Origin of the sequence: Nocardia sp. NPDC005998 (assembly GCF_040614395.1) — a bacterium.
Lineage (GTDB): Bacteria > Actinomycetota > Actinomycetes > Mycobacteriales > Mycobacteriaceae > Nocardia.
In genome coordinates this window covers 69,152-89,945 of sequence record NZ_JBEXUI010000035.1, presented here as the reverse complement: position 1 = coordinate 89,945, position 20,794 = coordinate 69,152, and the positions used below count along the sequence as shown (strand labels likewise).

The following is a 20,794-nucleotide window of genomic DNA, read 5'->3' as shown; positions in this document are numbered from 1 at the left end:
CGTTCAGTGAACAGATCGCGTCACCCCCTGCGGTCATTACCTCCCCGAACGGACGGCACGAACCCGCGACAGTCGAATAGGCGACCTCGCCAGTCACTACCCCCCGATACGACTCGGTCTCGGCGAATTCGTGACGGTTGAATACGCGATTCCACCAGTGCGGGACCCCGACCGGCCCGCACGGGCCGTCTGGCCTCTGATAAGACCCACATCGCAGTGGTTCTCGGCGGTCAGCGTTCGCGCTCGATGCCCCCTCGCCAGTTGCGTTCGGACTGGATGAGGGCGTTGGGCGTCCAGTCCGCGAGCGCGCTGCGCGGACTCAGGATGGTCGGGTGCGCCGCGTCGTGGGCTTCGCGTTCGTGCTTGGCGTGGGCGACGTTGCGGGCGGTTTGAGCGCGGGTATCTGCGGCGGTCAGGTTCGCATTGGCTTGTTGGCTCAGTAGATTCAGCTCGTAGTGCCGCTTGCCTGCCGGAACTTCCTCGCCGAGTCGTCGAGCTGGTCGAGTTCCTTACGCAGCGTGCGCAATCGGTCGGGATGGGGGTTGTGGTCGAGCAGCTTCGATTTCGCGATGAGCTCGTTGTACAGCTCTTCCAAACTCGACATCGCAGACCCCTGATGCGGTGGTGTATCGGCGTTTTCAACGGTACGTCGCGCATCCGACACCCGTCGATGGACTCGAACTCCGAGCCCGCTGATTAAGAGTCAGCGGGCTCGCTCGGCGAGGGGTGACCGGATCGCCTCTACCGCCGTCGGTGCAGAACGCCATCGGTACGCAGATCGATGCGGCTGGTCACGGGAGGAGAACGAAAGTGGCGTACGCGGCGATCAGCAGGGTGCTCGCGGCGACGAATCCTGCCGCCCCTGCTTGAAAGCCTTGGTCCACGAGGCTCCTTCATGGCGAGCCATGCCGACGGCGACCGCCGCCACCAGGAGCCCAACCAGGACGATGATCAGGCTGACCAGAGCCCGAAGAAGGATCGAGTTGAGGGTGTTCATGATGTTCCGTTCGGTTGTGATGGACCGAACAGGTAACCCGCTTGAAGTAGTACGCCAGGGTCCTGTTCGGGGTGATCGATCAGGACGCTACGGGCACAGAAATTCGATGTTGCAGTCGAAAAGTCCCAGGTAGTAATGCTTTTGGGTTAATGCGTGCGGTGCAGTCGGCATCTGCGGCGGGTTACTCACTGGGGCCGTCGATGGTCCGGACCCAGTCGCCGAGGGAGGTGTTCTCGGGGAGGACGATCAGGCCCGCGAAATGCATCCGGGCGAGCTTTTTCCGGTGGCGCAGCAGCTTCGAGCGGATCGTGGCCGGCTTCGATCCCACGCGTATGGCTGCGTCCTTGAGGGTGATGCCATCCTCGATGTGGAGCAGCAGAGCGTCACGCAGGTCATGCGGGGCTTTGAGCAGGACGCGCTGTGCGAGGTCGACATCTTCGAGCCGGTCGTAGTCGAGGTTGGAGTGGAAGCGGTTGTCGTCGCGCAGCTGCTCGAGAAGGGCGCTGGTGTCGTGCGAGCGCTCCTTCGAGAGACGCGGGCCGTGTGCATTGATCGTGTCGCCCAACCGGTTGCGGCATGCGCCGAGGAAGTAGGTCACGATCGTCGTGCCGCGTGCTGCGTCGTAGCGGCCCTCGTCGAGCATGCGGAGAAAGGGTTCGAGGGCGGCGCAGAAAGTTTCGAGAGCGATGTCCTCGCGGAGGTCGCGATCGATCTGGGCGCGGTCGAGCACCCAGGGAGGGAGATATCCGTAACGGACTCGAGTGCCGGCCTCACCCTTCGCGAGCCATCCGATGATCGTCCCGACCGCAGGGTTGTAGAGCTCGGCAGCGAGATCCTGACCTGCGGAAGTCAGCTTCCCGGAGGCATTTAGGTATTTTGGCATCAACATCCTCGATCGTGCGACAAGTGGATTGGCCGGGTCACCCCGTTTACCGGTTCTACGACCGGCTAGCGCCGTTGCGTTGCACGAAGATTCGGGGGCTGGCCGATTTCGCCAGTTCGATGCTCCAGATACCTGCCGAAGATGTGGCCGTTCCCTGTCCAGGCGGGGCAGCACTCGTTTCGGCGCGCTCCGACCAAACCTAGTGACCGGAGGAGTTTTCAGGGGGCAGGCGTGACAATTACTGTGTTGATTTTTCTGCACCGTGGCGCAGGCGGACAGGCGGTTGCACCGCCTAATGGATGTCCTTAGCTAACAGCCGTTCTCGGCGGTCAGCTCTCGATGGTCACCCGGCCACCGCTGCGGAGCTCCGGGACGTACTTGTAGAGGGTGCCGCGCGAGACCTCGAGCAGCCGCGCCACTGAGGACACCGTTTCCTCTGGCTGGGTGAAGGATGGCGCGGGCTTGGCGGATCTGCTCGGCGGTCATGGCTGGTGGCCGGCCGAGGCGTTGCCCGCGTGCGCGGGCGGCGGCCAGGCCCTCGTTCGTGCCGTCGACGATCAGCTCGCGGATGAACTCCGCCAGCGCGGCGAAGACGTGGAACACCAGACGTCCGCCAGGTGTGGTGGTATCGAGGGCTTCGTGCAGTGATCGGAATCCGATGCCGCGCTTACGAAGTTCGGCCACGATCGAGATCAGGTCTTGCAGACTGTGGCCGAGCCGATCCAGCGACGGCACCAGTGTCGCCTGGGCGCAGATAATCCAGGCACGCCCACAACTCCTCGCGCTCGGCGTTCTTGCCGGATTTCTTGTCGGTGAAGATCCGCTGGCATCCGGCCGAAGTGAGCGCGGCGACCTGACGGTCGAGCAGCTGCTCCTTGGTCGACACCCGCCCGTATCCGATAAGAGCGCCACCACCGCCGATCGGATCGAGCGCATCACCATCGAGGGCAAGTGGTTCGGCGGCGGTGAGAGTGCGGGTTTGGCTGGGCATGTCCCGGGCTGTGCGAGAAAGGCCTGACAGGACTTGTTGAACACCAATCGTTTTCGACACGTTTGTTGAACAGCAATCCAGTTCGGTTGTCCTGACGATTCGACTCCCCGGGCCGGTGTTCAACAAACGAACGATTTATGGACATCTCCGGTATTCGTCAGGGGAGAGCGTGCCCACACGGTCCACCGCGTGGGTTGCCCGAACGCCAGAGGTGGAGACGCGCCAGCGTAGCGTGCGGCGAGTGAGTTCTCGCGAGCACGCCCCGTCCAGCGCCCGCCCCACGGCCGGGATCTCCGACGCCGACACGGCCACGACTGTCGAGATCGAAGCCCTGTTCCGGACACTGGAATCCGCGTTGGAAGCCAAAGACGCAACAGCCTTCGACCAGCCATTCACCGAAGACGTCGTCTTCATCACGCCGGCGGGCGCAATCTTGTGCGGCTGGGACGAACTGCACGACTACCATCGCAAACGCCTCGGTGACAGCCCAGACGCGCGAGCCCACTTCGAGCTCATCGCCCTACGTCTCCTGACACCCGAACACGCAGTCGTCAACGTCGAGCAAACACTGCACACCGCAGAATTCTCTGTCGCCAACCGAGGCACCTGGGTCCTGCTCAAGCGCAACGAGACATGGTGGGTCTGTTCGGTGCACAACACCAACATCGCTGGATCGGTCAAAGTCTGACTTGCTGTCCGACGCCCGCCGCCAGGTCGACTTCTCGACCAACCCACTCACCTGACCTCGCTCGGTTTGGTTCTCATCCCCCGATATCGACTTCGGAGACTTCGTTGCCCGGACAGCTCAGGGATGTCGATAAACCGGCCGAGGGGACCGCCGACAGGATCGCGCCCGACGTGCGCACGATGGGCGAGATCGAGACGCTCGGGATGCTGCACCTTCAGGCATCCCTGGTCACGGCTGCGATGGGCGGCGACCCGGAACCGCACCTGGACGAGGCAGCGGAACAGGCGGGCAGGCTGGCCGATGCCCCGGCCGGTACGTCGATCCTGCGCAATCCGACGTTCGGCCCGGCCAACGTCCAGCTGTGGCGCATGTCGGCCGCGATGGAACGCCGTGAGCCCGGTCAGGTGCTCGCGCTCGCACCCAGCCTGTCGGCCGAGGATCTGCCCGCCGAGGGGCGGCGCGCTCAGTACTTCGTGGAGATCGGCCGGGCGCACGCGATGAAGCGCGACTACCGGGACTCGCTGTATGCCCTACTGCGTGCCGAACACGCTGCCCCCCAGCATGTTCGAAACATGGTCCACGTGCGGGAGCTCGGCGGGCACATGATGCGCACCGCGCGGCGCGATCTCACGACCGGGATCTCGGTCGGCTGGCTCAGCGGGTCGGCGTTGTGCCTGTGTGAGAGCAGTACAGCGGCACGATCGAGGACAATTCGCTGTGACCAGTGCATTTAGAGGCGCGGCCCCTGACACGTTGACCAGACACTCGCCGCGGCGCTCAATCACGCCGCCCTCAATATCGCCAATGCCGCGGGTGCGTGGCTGGGTGACCTCGTGATCTCGGCTACACCGCTCCGGCCACGGTCGGCGCGGGGCTGGCCGTGCTCGGCGTGCTGTTGTTCACCCTCACGGTCTGGGCGGCGCGTCGAGCGTAGGCGTCAGGTGCTCGGTTGCAGTGTGACGACCGGAATCACCCGAGTGGTCTTGGTCTCGTACTCGGCGAAGCCCGGCATGGCCGCCACCATCGCGGCGTAGAGCCGATCGCGTTCCGGGCCCGCGGTGATCGGGGTGGCGGTCGCCTCGATGGTTTGGGTGCCGATTTCCAGCTTGACCTTCGGATTCGCGAGCAGATTGTGGTACCAGTCCGGGTTGCCGGGTGCACCGCCCTTGGACGCGATGATCACCAGCCGGTCGCCGTCGCGGATATAGGCCGTCGGATTGGTCCGCGGCAGTCCGGATTTTGCGCCGGTCGTGGTGAGCAACAGCAGGTCCTTGCCTTCGAACGGGCCGCCTACCTTGCCATTATTGGTCCGGAACTCCTCGATGATGTTCTTGTTCCAGTCGGTCATATCGCTCCTCGATCGAGATCGGGTTACCCGGTAATCCTTGCCGATGGCGGTGCACTCCGGGGGCAATGTCGACAGCCTGGTGTCGATTTCCCGGTTCCCAGAGCGGCCGGGGGCTCACTTCTGCACGAGGCAGCCCATATCGCGGATCACCCGAGCGAATGCACGGATCTGCTCGGTTTCCGAGTCGCTGCGCCAGACCGGTGCCCACCGAACCAGCTGGGAATCGCTGATGGGCAGATAGGAGATGCCGGGCCGGTTGTAGTAGCGGGCGATGTGGCTCATGCAACTGGTGAAGACGTCGCTGGTGCTGGCGGTGGCCAGAATGTCCTCGAGTGTCGAGATCGGCGCGACACGGTGGATGGGGCGGCCCGAGGGCGTGTAGAAGGGGCTGACGGCGTCCTCCCAGTAGTCGGGCAGGGGGTTGCTGGGTTCCAGCACGCCGCGGTCGCCGAAGACCTCGAGCGATACCCACTTCTCGCCAGCCAGCTCGTGGCGGTCGGGCATCATCGCCACCATCGGCTCCATGGCGATGATCGGCCCGACGGTCAGGCCGGGTTCTTCGACCGGTACCCAGGCGATGACAATGTCGGCTTCGTCGCGCATCAGTGGGCCGAACTGGTCACCGAATTCGCTACTGCGGATCTGCAGCTCCCAATCCGGGTGTTGCTTGCGGAAGGCATCCCAGAACGGTTGGTAGTCATAGGGGTTGTAGCCGATCATCGCGACGCGCAGCACGCCGGAGATGCCCCGTGCGGTGCGCCGGGCGTGCTCGATCGCCCGGATCACGCCCCGATAGTTCGGGAGCAGTTCGGCCAGGAGTTGGCGCCCGAGCGGGGTGAGCTGGACGTTGCGGGGATTGGAGCGATCCACCAGGCGACCGCCGATGCGGCGCTCCTGACTCTTGATGGATTGACTGACCCGTGCCTGGGACAGATGCAGCCGTTGCGCGGTTCTGCCGAAATGCAGTTCCTCTGCCAGCGTCAGGAAGATCTCGATGTCTCTGAGCTCCATCGAGTTCCTCCCGCTCGGTCGGCCAGCTGTGCGATCCGAACATTACGTCGTCGTCAGTGCGCCCGCAGCGGCGCGCCCCCGTGCTGCGCGCCCGCGATCACGCCGATCAACACCGCCTCTTGGCTGCTGTCATTGCGCCAGGCGTGCACGACACCGTTGAGGACGAGCCAGTCCCCGGGTGTCAAACGAATCTCGGTGTCCTCCAGCAGGCACACCGACTCACCCGTGAGCTGCATCAGGCAGTCCACCGACGCGGTCGCATGGAACCCGGTGAAACCCGCCGACGCACAGTAGGTTCCAGGCGGGTTCGGATCATCGACGATGGCCACCGAGGAGGATATCTGTGCCATGGCGGCGGCCGCGGCCTGGACCGGATCCGCGGAGTCGGCCCAGTCGTCCGGGTCGAAGTGTGGTGGGAAGACCAGCCGGATGACGTGAACACCCCCGGGGAGCGGGATGAGCGGACCTGCGAACTCGGGCCGGGCCCCGGCGTCGGGGAGTGCAGGTGGTGTGTCGGTCGCCCAGATGGATTCCGGACCATGCCCGCTCGGCGCTAGCTCCGCATCGCTGACGACGATGGCCTTGCCCTTCGCGTCGTGGCCGGTGACCACACGTCGAATACCCATATCTCAGATGACTTTCCGGAAGAAATCGCGAATGTCCGCGAGCAGCAGGTCCGGCGCTTCGTGGGCGGCCCAGTGTCCGCCGCGGGTGTATTCGTGCCACTGCACGATATTGCTGTGATCGCGTTCGGCGAACTTGCGCGGCGGCTTGAAGTCGTGACCGAAGGAGGCGAGCCCGATCGGCACAGTGGTCGGGGTCGAATATTCATTCTCGAAGTAGAACCGGCACGTGGGCGCCGATGTGTTGGTGAACCAATAGATCGAGACGTTGGTCAGGATCTCGTCCCGGGTCATGGAGTCGGTGAGTAGCTGCGCGCTCCAGGCAAGTTGGTCGATCGGCGAATCGGAGTGGGCGTGGCCGGGGGACTGCGGCCGGGCCTGCCGGGTGAAGTCCGTGCCGGAGTACTCCCGGAATTTCCGGCCGAATTGGATGAGCATCAGCTCTTGGTCGGTGAGTCCGTCCAACTCGCCCGGCTCGCCCTTCGGAAAGGAGAAGATCTGATCGACGTGCACGCCGACCACGTTCTCCGGTGCGAGCCTGCCCATTTCGGGTGCGACGGTGGCGCCGCTGTCATTGCCGTGCACACCGTAACGGTCATAGCCGAGCTGGATCATCAGCTCGTTGAAGATCGCCGCCATCCGTACCGGATGCCAGCCCGCTATGCGCGTCGGCCCGGAGAACGCGAAGCCCGGATAGGACGGGATCACCACGTGGAAGGCGTCTGCCGGATCACCGCCATGAGCGCGCGGATCGGTCAATTCGCCTACCAGGCCCAGGAATTCGGTGAACGTGCTGGGCCACCCATGGGCCAGCAGTAGCGGCATCGCATCCGGCTCCGGCGACCTGACGTGCACGAAATGAACCTTCTGCCTATCGATTTCGGTGGTGAACTGTGCAAAGGAGTTGAGTCGCCGCTCTTGTGCGCGCCAATCGAACACGTCGCGCCAGTATTCGAGCAGCGGACCGACATACGACAGCGGAACTCCGTATTCCGAATCGGGCCGTACCGGTATGCCGTCGTCCCCCCGGCCCGCCATTGCCATGGCGGGCAGTTCCGAGACGAGCCGGGTGCGCAGCAGGCGCAGGGCGAGGTCGTCGAGATCGGCCTGCGGAATGTCGATGCGGAAGGGTTTGATCTCGGACAATTCGGCTCCATTGGGTCGTTCCAACATGCCGCTTCAGCCTGTGTCAGCGGCAATGCGGGAACAACGCCGTTTTCGAGCCGGTCCGATAACTTCTACTTATCGAATGGCTCCGATGCGCAACAGGCGGTCGACCAGCATGTCGACGTAGTCGTCGGGGAGCGGGCCGGTGCCGAAGAGGGTGCGGGTGTACATGGGGGCCAGGATGATGTCGACGACTTGCAGTACGTCGGGGGCGTTTTCGCCGCGGGCGGTGGCCCGGTCGAGCATGCGCTGGATCTGTTCGACCCGGTCGGCGAGAAACCGATCGCGGGTCCGTTCGCCAGCTTCGCCGGTATCGATGAGCGCGAGGATGCTGCGCAGCAGGGCGAGTCCGTTGGGACCGTTCACATCTCGGGCCGCCTGCCCGGCATAGGCGCGTAGGTCGCCGATCAGGTCGCCGGTATCCGGCATGGCCGATCCGGTGGTGAGCCGGTCGACGGTGACCTCCATGGCCAGTGCCTCGAGATTGCCCCAACGGCGGTAGATGCTGGTGTCCGCCACCCCCGCACGGGCCGCGACCTCGGCGACGGTGAACTTCCCGTAGCCGCGTTCGGCGACGAGTTCGGTGACCGCCTGGTGCACCGCCGCCCGCACACGGGCACTGCGGCCGCCCGGGCGTCGGGTGCGCGACTGTTCCGTCATGTTCACACCTTAACGCAGTTGGCGCTTGCGTTTGTTGTGGGTTCGCCGCTACGCTGCCATTAACGCCGTTATGAACTGCGTTTAGGAGCTGGCGATGGGACCGGCCAGCTCTGTGACCGCGGCTCGACGACCTGCATCTGACCCGAATCCTTCTGGCCGTCAACACTTCTGGAGTACCGCATGAACACCGTGATCGCCCGCATCGACCGTGCCATCGAAATGACGGCCGCCATCGTCAAAGGCATTCCGGCTGCACGCATGACCGCGCCGACGCCCTGTGTGGAGTGGGATGTGCACGAGTTGCTCAATCATCTGGTGGGCGGGATGAACATCTTCGCCGCGCAACTGCGTGGCGTAGAACCGGCCCGCGCGCACCACGACGACTGGCTCGGCGTCGATCCGCACGACGCCTATGCCGACGCGGCCGTAATCGACAGTGCGGCATGGCATCTCCCCGATGCGCTGGAACGCGATATCCATCTCGGATTCGGTAGTGTGCCGGGGCCGATGGCGGCGGTGATCCATCTGACCGAAGTGCTCGTGCACGGCGTCGATCTCGCGGTCGCCACCGGACAGGAGCGGCTGTTGGATGAGGAGCTCTGTGCGGACATGCTCGCGACCATGCGCGACATGGGCATGGACAACTTCCGTGCGCCCGGCATGTTCGGCCCCGAGCTGCCGATGTCCGAGGACGCCCCCGCGCATCGCAGGCTCTGCGCCTACCTCGGCCGAGCCTGCTGATATCCAATGAACATACAGAGCTGTATGTAAGTGTAGAATCGCCGGAATGACCAGGTCCGCAGCGTCCAAACAGCAGCGCCGTACGCAGGAGCAGCGTAGCAGCGAGATGCGGACGCGGCTGCTCGACGCGACCATCGACTGCCTGGTCGAGTACGGCTATGGGGGAACGACGACGCCCCGGGTCGCCGAGCGAGCCGGAGTCACCCGTGGGGCGCAGGTGCATCACTTCGGGTCCAAGACCGATCTGGTGGTGGCGGCGATCAGTCATCTGGCGCAGCTGCGGGCCGAGACCGCGATGCGGGAGATGCCCAAGGTCCAGGCCGGTGCTGATCCGGTCGGGGTGGCCCTGGAATTTCTCTGGGAGCTGCATCAGGGGCCGCTGTTCATCGCGACGGTCGAGCTGTGGGTGGCGGGCCGGACCGATCCGGTGCTCGCCTCGGCCATGGAGAAGGTCGAGCCGTTCGTCAATAACGCGGTGTTGATGGCGGTCGCCCGATTCGTGCCGGATGAGATGCGGCGCAAGGAAACTCGCGATTTCATCTACACCGCTATGGACGCGCTGCGCGGCATTCTGATCTCCAACTTCATCGATCCGGATACCGCACGGGCGCACCGGCGGTGGCGGCGCGCCTCGGCGCATCTGCGGCAGGTCGCGACGGCGGCGCTGGCCGCGCAATCGCTGGTGGATCGGACGTCGGTCCAATAGGTCGCTGCGTCGCGGGCAGTACTGGTCTGCGCGGCAGCCTGCGCTTGTGCGGCTTCTTCGGCGTGTGCGTCGGTATGGATGCAGCTGGGCGACGCGCTATAGCGGAGCTCTCGATACCCCACCTAATTATGTGACGCATGTCACGGCAATTGAGGTCGGATTCGATGGCTGGAGCATGTTGCGATGCCTGTTACCAGCACCTATTGGCTGTACATACACGTCCAGCTGTATGTGCTCTCCGAGCTGCAACTACCTGGTTACTTGCTGACATTGCGATGCCGACGCGGTGTGCATCTTGCGCAGTTACATACAGCTTTGTATGTTTGTTAGCAGTTTGATCCCGCTGGATCGGCCACTGTCGTTCGCCGCTGGCGCGGACGGCCCTATCTGAGGGAGTTCGATGACGAACAAGGTCTACGTCGTCGGCGTCGGCATGACGAAGTTCGAGAAGCCGGGCCGCCGCAAGAACGAAGATGGCAGCGCGTGGGACTACCCGGATATGGCGCGGGAATCGGGTACCAAGGCGCTCGCCGATGCCGGAATCGACTATCGCGAGGTCGAGCAGGCCTACGTCGGGTATGTTTACGGCGAATCCACTTCCGGTCAGCGCGCGGTCTACGAACTCGGTATGACCGGTATTCCGGTGGTAAATGTCAATAACAACTGCTCGACCGGGTCTACCGCGCTTTTCCTTGCGGCACAGGCGATTCGGGGCGGTCTGGCCGATTGCACGCTGGCGCTCGGCTTCGAGAAGATGCAACCGGGTTCGCTCGGCTCCACCTGGGACGACCGCGAGCAGCCGATGGCCAAGCACATCATGGCGCTGGCCGAGATCTCCGAGGTGCTGTTCCCGGTGGCGCCGTGGATGTTCGGTGCCGCCGGTCGCGAGCACATGAAGCAATACGGCACCACCGCTGAGCATTTCGCGAAGATCGGCTACAAGAACCACAAGCATTCGGTGAACAATCCGTATTCGCAGTTCCAGGACGAGTATTCGCTCGATGACATCCTGGGCTCGCGGATGATCTATGACCCGCTCACCAAGCTGCAGTGCTCGCCGACCTCGGACGGTTCCGGCGCGGTCATCCTGGCCAGCGTGGACTTCGTGAACTCGCACGACCTCGCGGCGCAGGCGGTGGAGATCGTCGGCCAGGCGATGACCACCGACTTCGCCTCCACCTTCGACAGCACCGCCAAGAACCTCATCGGCTACGACATGAATGTCCGAGCCGCGCACATGGTCTACGAACAGGCCGGGCTCGGTGCGGAGGATTTCCAGGTTATCGAACTGCACGACTGCTTCTCCGCCAACGAACTGCTGCTCTACGAGGCCCTCGGGCTCTGCGGCGAGGGTGCGGCCGGAAGGCTCATCGATGACAACCAGACCACCTACGGCGGCAAGTGGGTCGTGAATCCCTCCGGCGGGCTGATCTCCAAGGGGCATCCGCTGGGCGCTACGGGTTTGGCGCAGTGTTCCGAACTCACCTGGCAGCTGCGCGGCACCGCGGGCAAGCGGCAGGTCGACAACGTCACCGCCGCCCTGCAGCACAACATCGGCCTCGGCGGCGCCGCGGTCGTTACGGCCTACCAGCGGGCCGACCGCTGATCCGACCGGCGAAAGCCATTGCACAGCATTGACATTCACTCGACGAGGAGTCAAATGATGGGCCATATCGAAGCCACCAAGGACGTCAACGCCACCCCCGATGCCCTCTGGGCGGTCGTCTCCGACCCGCAGACCTGGGACAAGTGGTTCACTATCCACGAGCGGTTCATGGAGGAGCCGCCCGCCACCTTGGCCGAGGGGGCCAGGCTGGTCGCGAAGATTGTCATGCTCGGGATGGCGAACAAGTTGGAATGGACCGTGGTAGCGGTCGAGCAGCCCAGCAAGCTCACCCTTGGCGGCACCGGAATGGCCGGGGTGAAGACCGAATTCACCTTCGATATCCAGCCCAAGGGCGATGGCAGCACCATCCTGGTCTCCGGCGATTTCGAGGGCGCGCTGATCAAGGGCGCACTCGGCAAGGCGGTCGAGAAGGACGGTCTGAAGCAGCTGGACAGGTCCCTCGAGCAGCTCGATGCGCTGGCCTCGGCCTGAGCCGGAAGGAGCGGGCGATGACAGCGGAGGCCGCAGCGGCGCGGCCGGTGGAATTCGACGACAGCGGGCTCGAAACCTGGTGTGACGAAGAATGTTTCGAAGTCACTCAGGAACGAATCGCCGAATATGCGGCCGCCACCAATGATCCGATCGAGGCGCACCTGGCGGGCAAGGTGGCCGCGCCGATATTCGGCATCGTTCCGGTCTTCGAAGCCATGATGATGCCGGTGATCGATGTCGCGCCGATGGACATCTTCGGCCGAGTTGTGCACGGGGAGCAGGATTTCCATTTCCACCGCGCGATCCGGCCCGGGGACCGGCTGGTGTCGCGGGCCAAGGCGATCGGCTACGCCAGCCGTTCGAACGGCAGCACCATCACCATCCTCATCGAATGCCGTACCGATGCTGGGGAATTGGTCAATGAGCAGTATCTGACGGCCTTCTTCCGCAATATCGACGCGGGTAGGACGGTTGGTGTCGCGGCTCCGGCGCACAAGTTCGACGAGAGTCTGCGGGCCGGGGATCCGCTCGCGGTGGTGCCACAGCACGTCGATCTCGACCAGACCTATCGGTATTCACCGGCCTCCGGCGATCCGGTGCCGCTGCACCTCGACGAGCAGGTGGCCAGGGATGCGGGTCTGCCCGGGATCATCGCGCACGGTCTGTGCACCATGGCCTTCGCGTCGTGGGCGGTACTTACCGAGGTGGCCGGTTCGGATGTCAACCGGCTGAAGCGATTTGCCGTGCGCTTCGCCAAGATGGTCTTCCCCGGCGACGACCTGGAGACCCGGATCTGGAAGGTCGGTTCCGCGGATGGCGTCACCACCTACGCCTTCGAAACCGTTCGCGGGACGGAGGTCGTTCTGAGCGACGGTCTCGCCGAAGTCGCCGACTGATCACCGAACACATTAGGAGCCATACAGATGGGTGCACTTGAAGGAAGGGTCGCCGTCATCACCGGCGCGGGCCGTGGCATCGGGCGTGAGCACGCCCTGCTGTTCGCCCGCGAAGGTGCGGCGGTCGTGGTGAACGACCTCGGCGGCAGCAATGCCGGTGCGGGTTCCGATGTCGGTCCGGCCCAGGAGGTCGTGAACGAGATCATCGCGGCAGGCGGCAGGGCGGTGGCCAACACCAACAATATCGCGACCTGGGATGGCGCGGAAAATGTTGTCGCGCAGGCGATTGCGGAGTTCGGTGGCCTCGATATCGTGGTCAATAACGCGGGTATCCTGCGCGATGCGTTCATCGCTGGCATGGACGAGGCGCAGTGGGATGCGGTTATCGCGGTGCACCTCAAGGGCCATGCCGCGGTGCTGCACCACGCCGCCGCGTACTGGAAGGGGCAGAGCAAGGCGGGCAACCAGCCGAATGCCGCGGTGATCAATACCGCGTCCGCCTCCGGAACGACCGTGCCGAATGCGGGCCAGGCCAATTACGGTGCGGCCAAGGCCGCAATCGCCGCGCTGACCCTGGTCGCGGCCGATGAACTCGCCCGCTACGGCGTCCGGGTCAATGCCATCGCGCCGATCGCACGCACCCGGCTCACTTTGGCCACACCCGGTATGGGCGAGATCATGGCCGCCGAGGCGGCGGCGATCGGGGAGGGCGATTTCGACGCGTTCAGCCCGGCGAATATCGCCCCGCTCGTCGCCTACCTGGCGACCGATAAATGCCCGCTCACCGGCAAGGTTTTCGCAGTTCAGGGCGGTGCCATCTCCGAGCTGGCAGGCTGGCACGACGTGCGGACGATCGAGACCGAGGGCCCCTGGCTCATGGACGATATCGCGGCTCGGCTGCCTTGATCTCGCGGGAACGTTAGGAGACGACGATGTTCGAATGGTCCGAGACCGACGAGATGATCCGCGAGGCGGTGCGCACCTTCATCGACAAGGAGGTGCGCCCGCACCTCGACGCGCTGGAGAGCGGCGAGCTGACGCCGTATCCGATCATCCGGAAGTTGTTCAGCGACTTCGGGATCGATGCGATGGGCGGTGAGGCGGTCCAACGCCTGCTGGCGAAGGAGCGCAAGAAGGCCGAGGCGCTCGCGGCAGGGGAGCCGTCGCCGGAGAAGTCCGAGAAAGCTTCCGGCGGTAGTCCGTTCGCGGGGCAGGAATCGCTGATGGCGGTGCTCATCGGGGAACTGTCCGGTGTGTGCATGGGGCTGGTCACCGCGATGGGCGTCAGTATCGGTCTCGGGGCCACCACCATCCTCTCGCGCGGGACGCTCGCGCAGAAGGAGCGGTGGCTCGCCGATATCGTCACCATGAAAAAGGTCGCGTCGTGGGCGATTACCGAACCCGATTCGGGGTCGGACGCGTTCGGCGGCATGCGGACCTATGTCAAGCGCGACGGTGAGGACTACATCCTCAACGGCCAGAAGACCTTCATCACCAACGGCCCGTACGCCGATGTGATGATCGTCTACGCCAAGCTCGACGAGGGCGACGCAGCCTCTGCTGATCGCTCCGCAGGCTCCGCTCCTGTCGACAAGCGCGAGCGCAAGGTGCTCACCTTCGTCCTCGACAAGGAGATGGAAGGCCTCACCCAGGGCAAGCCGTTCAAGAAGATGGGCCTGCACGCCTCGCCGACCGGTGAATTGTTCTTCGACAATGTGCGTTTGGGTCGGGACCGGCTGCTCGGTGAGACCGAGGAGCACAAGGGCGGCGACGGCCGCGAGAGCGCCCGCTCCTCCTTCACCGCCGAACGCATCGGCGTCGCCTTCATGGCGCTCGGCATCATCAACGAATGTCACCGGCTCTGTGTGGAATACGCCAAGAGCCGCAAGCTGTGGGGCCAGGAGATCGGCCGCTTCCAACTGGTCCAGCTCAAGCTGGCGAAGATGGAGATCGCCCGTATCAACGTGCAGAACATGGTCTTCAACACCCTCGAGCGCGGCAAGGCGGGTAAGCCGCCGACCCTCGCCGAGGCGTCGGCCATGAAGCTCTACGCCTCCGAGGCCGCCACCGACGTCGCCATGGACGCGGTACAACTCTTCGGCGGCAATGGCTACATGACCGAATACCGAGTGGAACAACTCGCCCGCGACGCGAAGTCCCTGATGATCTACGCGGGCAGCAACGAAATCCAGATCACCCACATCGCGAAGGGCCTACTCGCTCAGTAGTCCGGACGGCACATGCCTTTCGCCACCGGCACACATGCGATACATGTGTGGTGACGGATCGGCATGTGCTGTCGGTCCAGAGCCGACCAGTGCTACCAGACCCGCGACAGGACCTCGGCAACCCGGCGGTCGAGTTGTGCCAGCCGCGCTTGCAGCCGTCGATTCTCTCGTTCGAGCTCATGGACTCGGCCGATCAGCTGCCGAGTCTGCGCCTGGAGCTGGCTCAGTCGTGGTTCGAATTGGGCCCTGCGTCTGCGGGATACGCCCGCCCGCTGGTCGAGTGCGTCGCCCTGCATCCTGATTCGGCTCGTGCGATCACACAGGCGGTCGATGCGATATGCCAGTCGGCTCAAACCGGCCTGCAGTTGCCGCACATCCGCGTTGACATTCGCATGCCGACAACTGAGGTGCCGGGCCGCCATCCCGTGCTGACGCCGGGCAGCGAGGAGGTCAGCCAGTTGCGTACCTGTCCTCATCTCCAGCCGCCCCAGTTGTAGATCAGCGGTGCGCACCGTGCGGTTTGCGGCCTTGGCGGCGCTATCGGTCGCGTGGGCCAGCTCGCACAGGCTGTCGATGTCGCCACGGAGCTGGCTGATCGCATGCTCGATTTCTCGGCTCCTCATGGCGCGCAAGGGTAGTCGCCCAGTACTCGCGGATCACTCGGTTGCCGCGATCCGTGGAAGACTCGCTGACCTGTGGATATTCGGCGTGTCAGACCGCGCGCAAATGGGTGCGGCTGGCGTAGATGTGTTCGGCTATCAGGGTGGCTATGCGGTCGGGAGCCTCCAGCATCGGGACGTGGCCGACGCCGTTGACGAGGATGCGGTCGGCGGAGTCGGGGAGTTCTTGGAGGAAGCGGCGCGCGTACCCGCGGTTCGGGATGATGCGGTCGTATTCGGCCATCAGGAGGCGGACGGGGGTGGAGAGGTTCGAGAGGTCGTCGAGTGCCGGACCACGTGTGCTGCCGACGATCATCGGGAGCATGGCGTCGCAGTGCAGGGCCGCGGTGATCATGGCGGCGACGTCACGTCGGGAGACGGCCGCGACGTTCTTGCTCAACGCGAGCAGCGCGAGGCGTTGGGCGATCGGATTGTCGATCGCGAATCCGCCAAGGCGCTTGCCGATTTCGACGATCGGTACCAGGGCCAGGAACTTCGCGCCGACGCGCAATTGCGCAAGCGACGGCGACTGCCAGCCGCCCGCCGGTGCGATCGCGGTCAGCGTGCGGGCTCGCCCGCGCCGGGCCAATTCGAAACCGACCAAGCCACCGAGCGAATTGCCCGCGATATGGCAGGTGCGCCAGCCGAGTTCGTCGAGTTGATCCTCGATCCGGTCGGCGAGGGCATGGAAATCGATGGACCAGCCGTCGATCGGCTCGCCGCCCCAGTGGCCGGCGAAGGCCGGGGCGAAGACCTCGCAATGCGAGGAAAGCCGCAGCGCGACCTGTTCCCAGCAATGCGGCGAGAGCATGAACCCGTGCAGGAGAAGGACCGGATCACCGGATCCGACATGCAGCGCCTTGATCGGCGCGCGACGGGCGGAGGATTTGGTGGTGCCTGACATCATTGTCAACACCCCTCTCTGGACGGTGATGTCCGGGGGAGTTCGTCTGACCAGCATTGTACGGTCGTTAGGTGCCGACAATCATCTCCACGATCAATGTGAACGGCGTCCGTGCGGCGACGGGTAAGACGGGCAAGGGGATGCTCGAGTGGCTGGCGGCCACCGAGGCCGACATCATCTGCCTGCAGGAGACCCGGGCAACCGATGAGCAGACGCGCGCCGCGCTCGCTCCGGCGCTGGATTCCGGTTGGCATCTGACGCATGCGGAGCCCGGGTCGAAGGGGCGCGCCGGGGTCGGCATCCTGTCTCGTCGCGAACCGCGCTCGGTGCGCATCGGCATAGGGAGCTGGCAGGACGGTGTCTGGCATCCCAGCGCCGAATTCGCCGCGAGTGGGCGCTACGTCGAGGCCGAATTCGATGACCTGACGGTGGCCAGCGTGTATGTGCACACCGGCGAGGCGGATACGCCGATGCAGGATGAGAAGTATCGGTTCCTGAACGAGATCGGCGCGCATATGAAGGCGCAGACCAGCGATTTCGTGATCTGCGGCGATTGGAATGTCGCCCATACCGAACTCGATATCAAGAACTGGAAGGGCAACCTGAAGAACTCCGGCTTCCTGCCCGACGAGCGGGCCTGGATCGATGACATGCTCGCCGCCGGATATGTGGATGTGGTGCGCAGTCTGCACCCGGGGGTCCCCGGTCCGTACAGCTGGTGGTCCTATCGCGGTCGCGCCTACGACAATGACGCCGGCTGGCGCATCGACTACCACTTGGCGCGCGGCGAGGTGGCCACCCGGGCCAAGCAGGCAGTGGTCGAGCGTGCCGCGACCTACGCCGAGCGCTGGTCCGACCACGCTCCGGTCACGGTGCAGTACCGATGAGGTTCGCGTCGATAATATGCACGGCAGTGCGGGGGACAGCGGCGAAGTGCCGATGAACCGCACGTCGAAGACAGTTCATGCCCGCGCCCGACACGGTGCGGTGACGCTCGGGAATGCGGTGGAGTGCTGATGAATTCGACGTCCAAGCGAGTTCGCTCGCTCGCCGTGCTGGGCGTTGCGGTGCTGGCGTTGGTGATCGCGGTGCTCGCGTCGCGCGGGGGCGGGGACAGCAAACCGACCGTCGCCTCGGTCGCCTCGACCGCGCGCAGCACCAGCGCGGTGGTACCGGTGCGCGGACCGGACACGACCACCGCGCCCGCCGCGACCCGAACTCCCGGTGTACCGGACCGCGCATACGCGACCCTGGTCGAGATCGATGCGGGCCGCTGGCCGGATTCGGCCAATGCGCCGGGCACCAAGGGCGGCGACACCTGGATGAACCGCGCGGGCACGCTGCCTGCCAAGGATTCGGCAGGTAAACCCATCACCTATCAGGAATGGGATGTGAACCCCAAGCAGCGCAACCGTTCTCGCGACGCCGAGCGCATCGTCACCGGCAGCGACGGTTCCGCCTGGTACACCGGTGACCACTACGAAACCTTCACGAGGATGCGCTGATGACAGTCTCGTTATCGCAGTTCCTTGCCCGCCCCGAGGCCGATCGGTCCCCGAACGCGGTGGCCTCGGCACCCGCGCCGGTACTCGGTGCTCTCCCCGTCGACGCGACGACATTCAGCGGCGTGCGCTACGACGCACCCTCCGGCTATGTGGTGCGTGAACTGCGCGGTCGCAAGATGCGCACCACCGCGGGCGTTTTCGACGAATTCGCCGCCGCTTTTCAGTTCCCGTACTACTTCGGCGCGAATAAGGACGCCTTCGACGAATGTCTGCGCGACCTGGATGATTTTGTCGGCTCCGCCACCGGATACGTTGCCGTGATCCGTGATTCGGCCGAACTGCTGGTCGATGAACTGGAAGAGCGCGACTGGTTCACCGAGACAATGCGCGATGCCGCCGACTATTGGTCCACCCAGGACCTGGCTTTCCGTGTTGTCCTACAAGGCGAACCGGCCGATCCGCAGATCGTCCGGCTGAGGGCGTAGGGCCGAATGACCGCTCTCAGCGAGCCGGCAATTCGATTCGGCGCTCACTCAGAGGAGGCGACGGGCCAGATCCTCGCCGAGGAGGACGAACACATCGGTGGTGTGCTCGATCAGTTCGTCGCGGGTCAGGGGGAGGTCGTTCTGTAGCCAGGCGGTCAGGGTTTGGACCAATCCGCCGACGAGGTAGGTGGCACGAAAGTCGATGGTGGGATCCGGCTCCGGATCGGTGATGCCGTAGAAGTCGATGCCCTCGGCCGCGACGAGTCGGGCGAATACCCGCACAGTCTGGTTCGTGCGCGCGCGCAACTCCGGGGTCGCCATACCAGCGATCAGCGCGACATGCGCCTTGCGCGGATCGTCGGTGAGCAGATGAATGCCCGCCGAGATCGCCGCATGCGCCTTGGACCGGGTGTCCGCCTGGGCGGCCTGCAAAGCGCCGACGATCGTCGCGGCCATCTCCTCGGCGATTCTGTCGATGAGCGCGGCCAGGACCGCGTCGCGGCTGTCGAAGCTTTCGTAGTAGTAACGCTCGTTGAGTCCGGCCTGCGCGCACAGTCCGGAAACGGTGAGCTTGGCGATGCCCTGGGTGCCGATGATCTCCAGCGCGGCATCCAGCAGCGCCGCGCGCCGCTGGGCCCGGCGTTCGTCAGCGGAGACGCCACCATAGGTCCGCTTCGCTGGGCCGCCCGCCGCCTTACCGCCATCCTTCACGGAGTCGCTACGTGCTGCCGAACTGGCCGTCGCCCGACCGCTGCCTCCCGCGGAGTCGCTGTGCGATCCTGACCCGGCCGTCGCCCGACTGCTGCCTCCTGCGGAGTCGCTGTGCGATCCTGACCTGGCCGTCGCCCGACTGCTGCCTGCAGAGTCGCTGCGCGATCCTGACCTTTTAGTCGCCCGGCCACCATCCCTCGCGGATTCGCTGCGCGCTGCGGACCTACCTGTCGGCCGATCACTCACGGATTCGCTATGGCCTGGCGCACCGGTCGCCCGACCACTACGTCCCACCGAATCGCTGCGCGATGCTGCCATACGGCGATTCTGGCACGGGTGCGGTCGTGGCTGACCGGATCGCGGTTCGACGCGGTAGCCGGATCCGATCCGACACAATCTGGCAGACGCTATTGCCAGATCGTAGATTCTGGGAGATTCTATTGCCAGATGCTGTGTACCCCGGCGTGCGCCGGGATGATGGCCGTCCGGATCGCAATGCCCGCTGCGCCCGACGGCACGCGCTCAATGAGGAGGCAGCGATGTCCGAACCCGGTTACTTCGCCGACAATTCGATGGCCCGACGGGTCATGAGCAAGCGCGCGGTGGGTCTCACCTACGGTCAGCGCGCCCTGGTCGTCGGCGCCGTGCATCCGCTGCTCTATGTCGGAACAGCGGAGAGCACCGAACATCGGACGACCCCCTACACGCGACTCGCATTGACCGGCAAGCTCTTCGAGGCCGTCTTTCTCGGCACCAAGGACGAGGCCGATCGGGCGCTGGCCTTCACCTCCAAGAAGCATGCGAAGGTCGTCGGCGAGCTGCCCGAGGATGCGGGTGCGCATCATCCGGCGGGCACCGGTTACTCCGCGCTCGACCCGCACCTGATGTACATGACCATGGCCTTCACCTTCGACTCCGCCGAGGTGATGCACGATCTGCTGGTCCGTCCGCTGACCGATGGCGAACGCGAGGGCCTGTACCAGGACTACGTCCGCTGGGCCGAACTGTTCGGCATGCCGCGCGAGGCCGCGCCCGGCAGCTACCGGCTGTTCCGCACATCCTTCGACGATTACCTGGCCTCGGACGAACTGTTCCTCACCGACGAGGCCCGGCTGGTCGGCTCATATCTGGCCGGTCAGCGCGTGGCCTATCCGCAGCGCAAGCCGCTGCGCCAGGTGGTCGACGCGTTCTACCTGCTGGTGCAGGGCAGCCTGCCGCCGCGGATCCGCGATATGTACGGGATGCGGTGGGGACTTCCCGAACAGCTCGCCTTCCGCGCACTGGCCCAGGGTGTGCGCACCGCGCATATCGCCCCGCCGCTGCTGCCGCCGGTATTGCGCGGCACGCTGGCCGGTCCGAGTGCGCCCGTCTACCGATTGCTGTCCAAGCGCGAACACGAACTTCTCAGCACCGGCCGTCCGAGCATGCCGGGTGTCGACCCGCGCAACTGGGCGTCTCGAAATTCCGCATGACCGGGCGGGAGCCGACCGCGA

At 64.9% G+C, this 20,794-nt stretch carries 25 protein-coding genes and 2 pseudogenes; 15 read left to right on the top strand and 12 right to left on the bottom strand.

The features are described from left to right. Positions 1-445: 445 nt before the first annotated feature. The 3 genes from ABZ293_RS33025 to ABZ293_RS33015 form a co-directional block, all read right to left on the bottom strand. The gene (locus tag ABZ293_RS33025; RefSeq protein WP_355187106.1) at positions 446-604 is read right to left on the bottom strand and encodes a hypothetical protein; all 159 of its coding nucleotides are present in this window, start codon (positions 602-604) and stop codon (positions 446-448) included. A 222-nt stretch (positions 605-826) separates the two neighbouring features. Beyond that, positions 827-997, bottom strand: coding sequence for a hypothetical protein (locus tag ABZ293_RS33020; protein ID WP_355187104.1), 171 nt, complete (start codon positions 995-997; stop codon positions 827-829). Positions 998-1,178: 181 nt separating this feature from the next. Continuing rightward, complete coding sequence (locus ABZ293_RS33015; RefSeq protein WP_355187102.1) at positions 1,179-1,886, bottom strand: sigma-70 family RNA polymerase sigma factor; 708 nt, start codon at positions 1,884-1,886, stop codon at positions 1,179-1,181. Positions 1,887-2,342: 456 nt separating this feature from the next. Here ABZ293_RS33015 and ABZ293_RS33010 point away from each other — a divergent pair, with 456 nt between their 5' ends. Further along, positions 2,343-2,528, top strand: coding sequence for a hypothetical protein (locus tag ABZ293_RS33010; protein ID WP_355187120.1), 186 nt, complete (start codon positions 2,343-2,345; stop codon positions 2,526-2,528). On the opposite strand, the pseudogene ABZ293_RS33005 reads toward ABZ293_RS33010, so the two are convergent. Then, positions 2,448-2,871: pseudogene (locus ABZ293_RS33005) on the bottom strand (recombinase family protein); the annotation flags it as partial. The gene ABZ293_RS33010 and the pseudogene ABZ293_RS33005 sit on opposite strands and share 81 nt — an antisense overlap. 241 nt (positions 2,872-3,112) lie before the next feature. Here ABZ293_RS33005 and ABZ293_RS33000 point away from each other — a divergent pair. The 3 genes and pseudogenes from ABZ293_RS33000 to ABZ293_RS32990 all read left to right on the top strand — a co-directional run. After that, entirely contained in the window at positions 3,113-3,559 is a 447-nt protein-coding gene (locus tag ABZ293_RS33000) for an SgcJ/EcaC family oxidoreductase (RefSeq protein WP_355187100.1), read from the top strand. Positions 3,560-3,663: 104 nt separating this feature from the next. Beyond that, positions 3,664-4,293: a hypothetical protein gene (locus ABZ293_RS32995; RefSeq protein WP_355187099.1), complete on the top strand. Its 630-nt coding sequence runs from the start codon at positions 3,664-3,666 to the stop codon at positions 4,291-4,293. 24 nt (positions 4,294-4,317) lie between these two features. Next, positions 4,318-4,493, top strand: a pseudogene (locus tag ABZ293_RS32990) (MFS transporter); the annotation flags it as partial. A gap of 3 nt (positions 4,494-4,496) precedes the next feature. Here ABZ293_RS32990 and ABZ293_RS32985 read toward each other — a convergent pair. The 5 genes from ABZ293_RS32985 to ABZ293_RS32965 form a co-directional block, all read right to left on the bottom strand. Then, on the bottom strand, positions 4,497-4,907 hold the full coding sequence (locus ABZ293_RS32985; protein WP_355187097.1) for a nitroreductase family deazaflavin-dependent oxidoreductase: 411 nt from the start codon (positions 4,905-4,907) through the stop codon (positions 4,497-4,499). A gap of 114 nt (positions 4,908-5,021) precedes the next feature. Then, positions 5,022-5,918, bottom strand: a complete 897-nt coding sequence (locus tag ABZ293_RS32980) for a LysR family transcriptional regulator (protein ID WP_355187095.1) — start codon at positions 5,916-5,918, stop codon at positions 5,022-5,024. Positions 5,919-5,971: 53 nt separating this feature from the next. Continuing rightward, entirely contained in the window at positions 5,972-6,544 is a 573-nt protein-coding gene (locus ABZ293_RS32975; RefSeq protein ID WP_355187093.1) for a hypothetical protein, read from the bottom strand. Between the two features lie 3 nt (positions 6,545-6,547). Then, positions 6,548-7,687 (bottom strand): epoxide hydrolase family protein, encoded by a 1,140-nt coding sequence (locus ABZ293_RS32970; RefSeq protein ID WP_355187091.1) that lies wholly within the window; start codon positions 7,685-7,687, stop codon positions 6,548-6,550. 96 nt (positions 7,688-7,783) lie between these two features. After that, positions 7,784-8,368: a TetR/AcrR family transcriptional regulator gene (locus tag ABZ293_RS32965; protein WP_355187090.1), complete on the bottom strand. Its 585-nt coding sequence runs from the start codon at positions 8,366-8,368 to the stop codon at positions 7,784-7,786. A 180-nt stretch (positions 8,369-8,548) separates the two neighbouring features. On the opposite strand from ABZ293_RS32965, the gene ABZ293_RS32960 reads away from it, so the two are divergent. The 7 genes from ABZ293_RS32960 to ABZ293_RS32930 all read left to right on the top strand — a co-directional run bounded on the left by ABZ293_RS32960 (position 8,549) and on the right by ABZ293_RS32930 (position 15,037). Further along, positions 8,549-9,109: a TIGR03086 family metal-binding protein gene (locus ABZ293_RS32960; RefSeq protein ID WP_355187088.1), complete on the top strand. Its 561-nt coding sequence runs from the start codon at positions 8,549-8,551 to the stop codon at positions 9,107-9,109. Positions 9,110-9,155: 46 nt separating this feature from the next. Next, complete coding sequence (locus ABZ293_RS32955; protein WP_355187086.1) at positions 9,156-9,815, top strand: helix-turn-helix domain-containing protein; 660 nt, start codon at positions 9,156-9,158, stop codon at positions 9,813-9,815. Positions 9,816-10,215: 400 nt separating this feature from the next. Next, on the top strand, positions 10,216-11,421 hold the full coding sequence (locus tag ABZ293_RS32950) for a lipid-transfer protein (protein WP_355187084.1): 1,206 nt from the start codon (positions 10,216-10,218) through the stop codon (positions 11,419-11,421). 57 nt (positions 11,422-11,478) lie between these two features. Next, complete coding sequence (locus ABZ293_RS32945; RefSeq protein ID WP_355187118.1) at positions 11,479-11,913, top strand: SRPBCC family protein; 435 nt, start codon at positions 11,479-11,481, stop codon at positions 11,911-11,913. A 17-nt stretch (positions 11,914-11,930) separates the two neighbouring features. Further along, positions 11,931-12,809 carry a MaoC/PaaZ C-terminal domain-containing protein gene (locus tag ABZ293_RS32940; protein ID WP_355187083.1) on the top strand — a complete coding sequence of 293 codons (879 nt, stop codon included), beginning with the start codon at positions 11,931-11,933 and terminating at the stop codon, positions 12,807-12,809. Between the two features lie 27 nt (positions 12,810-12,836). Continuing rightward, entirely contained in the window at positions 12,837-13,715 is an 879-nt protein-coding gene (locus tag ABZ293_RS32935; RefSeq protein WP_355187081.1) for an SDR family oxidoreductase, read from the top strand. 26 nt (positions 13,716-13,741) lie between these two features. Continuing rightward, entirely contained in the window at positions 13,742-15,037 is a 1,296-nt protein-coding gene (locus tag ABZ293_RS32930; protein WP_355187079.1) for an acyl-CoA dehydrogenase family protein, read from the top strand. Between the two features lie 92 nt (positions 15,038-15,129). Here ABZ293_RS32930 and ABZ293_RS32925 read toward each other — a convergent pair whose 3' ends face one another. Then, the gene (locus ABZ293_RS32925) at positions 15,130-15,660 is read right to left on the bottom strand and encodes a hypothetical protein (protein WP_355187077.1); all 531 of its coding nucleotides are present in this window, start codon (positions 15,658-15,660) and stop codon (positions 15,130-15,132) included. 88 nt (positions 15,661-15,748) lie between these two features. After that, positions 15,749-16,603: an alpha/beta hydrolase gene (locus ABZ293_RS32920; protein WP_355187075.1), complete on the bottom strand. Its 855-nt coding sequence runs from the start codon at positions 16,601-16,603 to the stop codon at positions 15,749-15,751. A gap of 68 nt (positions 16,604-16,671) precedes the next feature. On the opposite strand from ABZ293_RS32920, the gene ABZ293_RS32915 reads away from it, so the two are divergent. The 3 genes from ABZ293_RS32915 to ABZ293_RS32905 all read left to right on the top strand — a co-directional run bounded on the left by ABZ293_RS32915 (position 16,672) and on the right by ABZ293_RS32905 (position 18,590). After that, positions 16,672-17,487, top strand: coding sequence for an exodeoxyribonuclease III (locus ABZ293_RS32915; protein WP_355187073.1), 816 nt, complete (start codon positions 16,672-16,674; stop codon positions 17,485-17,487). Between the two features lie 129 nt (positions 17,488-17,616). Next, complete coding sequence (locus ABZ293_RS32910) at positions 17,617-18,105, top strand: ribonuclease domain-containing protein (RefSeq protein WP_355187071.1); 489 nt, start codon at positions 17,617-17,619, stop codon at positions 18,103-18,105. Next, entirely contained in the window at positions 18,105-18,590 is a 486-nt protein-coding gene (locus ABZ293_RS32905) for a barstar family protein (RefSeq protein ID WP_355187069.1), read from the top strand. Before ABZ293_RS32910 ends, ABZ293_RS32905 begins: the two co-directional genes overlap by 1 nt. A gap of 48 nt (positions 18,591-18,638) precedes the next feature. Here ABZ293_RS32905 and ABZ293_RS32900 read toward each other — a convergent pair whose 3' ends face one another. After that, the gene (locus ABZ293_RS32900; RefSeq protein WP_355187067.1) at positions 18,639-19,301 is read right to left on the bottom strand and encodes a TetR/AcrR family transcriptional regulator; all 663 of its coding nucleotides are present in this window, start codon (positions 19,299-19,301) and stop codon (positions 18,639-18,641) included. Positions 19,302-19,840: 539 nt separating this feature from the next. Here ABZ293_RS32900 and ABZ293_RS32895 point away from each other — a divergent pair. Beyond that, on the top strand, positions 19,841-20,773 hold the full coding sequence (locus tag ABZ293_RS32895; RefSeq protein ID WP_355187065.1) for an oxygenase MpaB family protein: 933 nt from the start codon (positions 19,841-19,843) through the stop codon (positions 20,771-20,773). Positions 20,774-20,794 lie beyond the last annotated feature (21 nt).

Bases quoted from the DNA above. Each gene is read 5' to 3' on its own strand.
- ABZ293_RS32895 (WP_355187065.1), top strand. From the start codon at position 19,841: ATGTCCGAACCCGGTTACTTCGCCGACAATTCGATGGCCCGACGGGTC.
- ABZ293_RS33020 (WP_355187104.1), bottom strand. From the start codon at position 997: ATGAACACCCTCAACTCGATCCTTCTTCGGGCTCTGGTCAGCCTGATC.
- ABZ293_RS32930 (WP_355187079.1), top strand. From the start codon at position 13,742: ATGTTCGAATGGTCCGAGACCGACGAGATGATCCGCGAGGCGGTGCGC.
- ABZ293_RS32965 (WP_355187090.1), bottom strand. From the start codon at position 8,368: ATGACGGAACAGTCGCGCACCCGACGCCCGGGCGGCCGCAGTGCCCGT.
- ABZ293_RS32940 (WP_355187083.1), top strand. From the start codon at position 11,931: ATGACAGCGGAGGCCGCAGCGGCGCGGCCGGTGGAATTCGACGACAGC.
- ABZ293_RS32905 (WP_355187069.1), top strand. From the start codon at position 18,105: ATGACAGTCTCGTTATCGCAGTTCCTTGCCCGCCCCGAGGCCGATCGG.
- ABZ293_RS33025 (WP_355187106.1), bottom strand. From the start codon at position 604: ATGTCGAGTTTGGAAGAGCTGTACAACGAGCTCATCGCGAAATCGAAG.
- ABZ293_RS32980 (WP_355187095.1), bottom strand. From the start codon at position 5,918: ATGGAGCTCAGAGACATCGAGATCTTCCTGACGCTGGCAGAGGAACTG.
- ABZ293_RS32925 (WP_355187077.1), bottom strand. From the start codon at position 15,660: ATGAGGAGCCGAGAAATCGAGCATGCGATCAGCCAGCTCCGTGGCGAC.
- ABZ293_RS32955 (WP_355187086.1), top strand. From the start codon at position 9,156: ATGACCAGGTCCGCAGCGTCCAAACAGCAGCGCCGTACGCAGGAGCAG.
- ABZ293_RS33015 (WP_355187102.1), bottom strand. From the start codon at position 1,886: ATGTTGATGCCAAAATACCTAAATGCCTCCGGGAAGCTGACTTCCGCA.
- ABZ293_RS32945 (WP_355187118.1), top strand. From the start codon at position 11,479: ATGGGCCATATCGAAGCCACCAAGGACGTCAACGCCACCCCCGATGCC.
- ABZ293_RS32975 (WP_355187093.1), bottom strand. From the start codon at position 6,544: ATGGGTATTCGACGTGTGGTCACCGGCCACGACGCGAAGGGCAAGGCC.
- ABZ293_RS32920 (WP_355187075.1), bottom strand. From the start codon at position 16,603: ATGATGTCAGGCACCACCAAATCCTCCGCCCGTCGCGCGCCGATCAAG.
- ABZ293_RS32950 (WP_355187084.1), top strand. From the start codon at position 10,216: ATGACGAACAAGGTCTACGTCGTCGGCGTCGGCATGACGAAGTTCGAG.
- ABZ293_RS32960 (WP_355187088.1), top strand. From the start codon at position 8,549: ATGAACACCGTGATCGCCCGCATCGACCGTGCCATCGAAATGACGGCC.
- ABZ293_RS32935 (WP_355187081.1), top strand. From the start codon at position 12,837: ATGGGTGCACTTGAAGGAAGGGTCGCCGTCATCACCGGCGCGGGCCGT.
- ABZ293_RS32985 (WP_355187097.1), bottom strand. From the start codon at position 4,907: ATGACCGACTGGAACAAGAACATCATCGAGGAGTTCCGGACCAATAAT.
- ABZ293_RS32910 (WP_355187071.1), top strand. From the start codon at position 17,617: ATGAATTCGACGTCCAAGCGAGTTCGCTCGCTCGCCGTGCTGGGCGTT.